Source organism: Streptomyces sp. NPDC059788, assembly GCF_042732265.1.
GTDB lineage: Bacteria > Actinomycetota > Actinomycetes > Streptomycetales > Streptomycetaceae > Streptomyces.
Genome location: NZ_JBHWHY010000114.1, coordinates 1 through 3,393, shown reverse-complemented (window position 1 = coordinate 3,393; position 3,393 = coordinate 1). Strand labels below are relative to the sequence as shown.

Sequence of the window (3,393 nt, the reverse complement as noted above, 5' to 3'; positions counted from 1 at the left end):
GATGCCGAGGACCTGTTCGCACATCCACTGCTGTGCGGTGGTGAGGTTGTCCCAGCCGTGCCGGACTGAGCGTACCCACCGGCCGAGGTCCTCGCCCTGGTGCACGATGTCGCCGGGTTCGGTGGGCAGCGGGCGGCCGGCTTCCAGGTGGAGCCGGATGAGGTGGAAGGCGCGCTGCCACTCCACCGACCAGGCCGGGCACCAGGACGGGTCGATGTCTTCCAGCTGCTCGCGCCGTTGCTCTGACAGCGTTCCGGCGGACGACTGAACGGGCAGGCCCTGGGCACGCCGCTGTTCGATCTCGGCCGCCTTGCGGGCGGCGGCGCGCGCGTTCTTCAGCCAGATGCCCACCCGGTAGCCCTGGTAGGTGGCGTCCAGTGGGGCCAGGAGGTGGCCCGCCTCGGCCGCCCACCCGCGCGCCGCCGCGAGACCTTCCTCCCAGGCGACGTCGAAGTGCGACCACACCATGCCCAGCTTCTCCAGCTGTTCGACGCGGTCGGCGTCCATGTCGCCGCGGGCGTAGAAGCGCCGGTTGTCGGCGATCCACTGCCCGAGCGGGAATCCGGCGAGGGAGGCCGGCCACCCTTCGGCCTCCACCGCCTGGCCCTCCCCGCCGGGCACCCGGTAGGTGAAGGGCACCTTGAGGTCGCCGTGCTCGCGGGCGTAGATGACGGCGGCCTCGATGCCACGCCGCCAGTGCTCGTGCTCGGGGTTGAGGACGCGCAGGTTGATGAACGCGGCCAGCTGCGCCGGGTCGCGCGGCACGGAGAACTTCAGCAGCTGCCGAGCCGGCGCCGACGGGGCGCCGGACCCGTTCCTCCCGCCCCGGCTCTCCTGACCCTGCGCGGCCTTCTGGACGGGCTTGTAGGCGCTGGGGGCCTGCTGCTCGGCGAGCTGCTCCACCACCCGGGCGTCGTGCGCCCTGAGCGCCTCCAGCAGCTTTGCCAGCCCGCCGAACGCCCGGGAAGTGAGCATGTTGTCCGCGGTCTCGCCCGGCCCGAGCAGGACCGGCACGACGAGGGATGCGATCTTGCCCTCGCCGGGCTGCATGCGCAGCGCCCGGCCGACGGCCTGGACGAGGTCGGGCATGGAGCCGCGTACGTCGGCCCAGTAGACGGAGTCGCAGTTCTTGGTGTCGACGCCCTCGCCCAGCACCTTCACTGAGCCCAGGTAGCCCTTTTCCACGACTGTGCCGTCCGTGGCGATCCCGGCCGTGAACTCCCCGAGGACCCGGCGCCGGTGGCCTGGCTTGTGCTCGCCGCACAGCCAGTCCGCCCAGATCGTGCGCGGGTACAGCTCGGGGTCGGCGGCGTGCAGTTGCGCGGCGACGTCGGGAAGGCCGGCCGCGAACGCCTCGGCCTCGCGGACCTGGTGGTGGAAGACGAGCGTGCGCCGGAAGCCCTCCTCGGACGACGCCTTGAGCAGCGCGGTCTGGAGCGCAGCGAGCCGGGCCCCGCGGACCTCGTCCGAGCGGCCCTCAGCACCCAGGAGCTGCGCGGCCTGGAGCTGGGTGTCGGTGATGTCCACGCACACCACCTGATACGGCGCGCAGATCCCCCGGTCGATCGCCTCCGACAACGTCAGCGTGTAGCACCTGCTGCCGAACGGGCCGTCCGGATCGTCCTCCATCGACGCAACCAGCTCACCCGGCGCACCCTCGGAGTCCTCGTCCAGCTGCCACACCCGGGGCGTGGCCGTCATGTACAGCCGCCGAAGGGACGGGATCTTCTGGTTGTCGTGGACGACCGCCCAGGGCTTCCCGATCCGGCCAGAACAACGGTGGGCTTCGTCCACGATGATCAGGTCCCAACCAGGAAGGCCGGCCCCGTGGGCGCGCTCTAGCGTGCCCAGCCCGAGCGAGGCGTACGTGGCGAACACCGTGACCTTGTCCAACGGCCTTACCCAGTCGACCAGTTCATCTACGTCCGTGGTGTTGGGGAAGGATGCCTCCTCACCGCGCAGGGACGAGACACCAATCGTCGGGCCCCGGCGGCCGGCCTCCCGCCACGCCGACTCGGTCTGGACGAGCAGATCCAGCGAGGGCACGAGCACCAGCACACGGCCCGCGTGGAGTTCTTCGGAGCTGCGTGCCGCGACCCGGGTCTTGCCGGACCCGGTCGCCATGATCACCTGAGTCCGGAGACCTCGCTCCGGCGCAAGCGATCTTGCAGGCAATTCCAGAGCACGGAGAACAGCGTCAATAGCCTCTCGCTGAGCCGCATCACGCTGATCAGCGGTCATTCTCGCCGCCCTCGTCACTCGTGTCGGACGCGGTTTCCTCCTGGCCCTCCTGCGCACTGGTGCGGACGGCTTCCAGCTTCAGTCCGTAGTGGTCCAGGTAAGCCAGGAGGAACAGGGCCAGGGCGCGTCCGGGGGCGCTGGCGTGCTCGATGTAGGGCTCCTCGCTGGTCCAGCCGAACGTGGCCTGGTGAGCCCGGGGATGCACGCCGGGGGTGTGCGGGTCGGGGAAGGTGACGGCGCGGGTGAAGAAGTCGTCCAGGCGGCTCACCAGGTCCGCGTCCGGGTGAGCCGGCTCACGGCCGCGCACGGTGGTGGTGGCGTTCTCCAGGATGGCGGTTAGGTACCGCCGGCGGGCTTCCTCCTGCTGCCGGAACTCGCTGTCCGGGCTCTCCTCCACCACATCCACCACGCGGTACAGGCCCTGGTCCCCGTCCAGACCGCTCGGCTTCTCCAGTGCCTTCCGCACCTTCGCGAGGGCGTCCTCCACCGACCGGCCGTAGGCGTAGTTCGTCAGCAGGACTGCGCCCGGGTGCCCCGGATCGGTCCGCTGCGCCACGATCCGGTAGCGGTGTACCGAGTCCGGCTCCGGGGCCTCACCACTCTCGCGGGCCTGACGCTTCTCCAGCTCCCAGCGCCAGCGGTGCACCTCTGCGTCACTCTCGGGGGAGTAGGTCTCCCACCCCGCCTCGCCCATCAAGTTCCAGATGCGCCGCAGCTCGTTCCGCCGAACCGCCGCCAGCCGATCCTCCGCACTGAGCGGCCTCGGCAGATCCTCGTGATTCTCCAGCCCACCCGCAGCCACCAACCGCTCATGGATTTGCTGAGCCGTCATTCCAGTGACTTCACGGTGGATTTCCTCACGCTTTTCAAAACGCGTTTCGAAGCTCAGTGAATTCGAATCCATTGCTTTTCCCTCACTTTCCGGCCCGGCCGGCGCAGCGTCCTCGGTGCTGCCGTGTGAGTCCAGAGCATATCTCGTGCTTCAAACTGAAGCACTTGGAACGGTCAAAGTCCCCCGAACGTGGCTTGATCCTGCTAGGGTGACCTTTCGGCCCGCACGCGCGCCCATCTCCCTCACCCCCTCTTCCTGTAGCCAGCTCGGGCCGCAGGCCCGTGGGTGCGCCGCGCGAAGCGTGGCGCACCCTGCCCGCA

At 69.7% G+C, this 3,393-nt stretch carries 2 protein-coding genes; both read right to left on the bottom strand.

The genetic code is table 11. From position 1 onward, the window contains the following. Positions 1-2,241: Helicase associated domain protein (locus ACFV57_RS42590; protein WP_385244664.1), on the bottom strand; the 2,241-nt coding region annotated here is incomplete at its 3' end. Beyond that, positions 2,231-3,073 (bottom strand): hypothetical protein, encoded by an 843-nt coding sequence (locus ACFV57_RS42585; RefSeq protein ID WP_385244661.1) that lies wholly within the window; start codon positions 3,071-3,073, stop codon positions 2,231-2,233. The genes ACFV57_RS42585 and ACFV57_RS42590, both read right to left, overlap by 11 nt. Between the last annotated feature and the right edge of the window lie 320 nt (positions 3,074-3,393).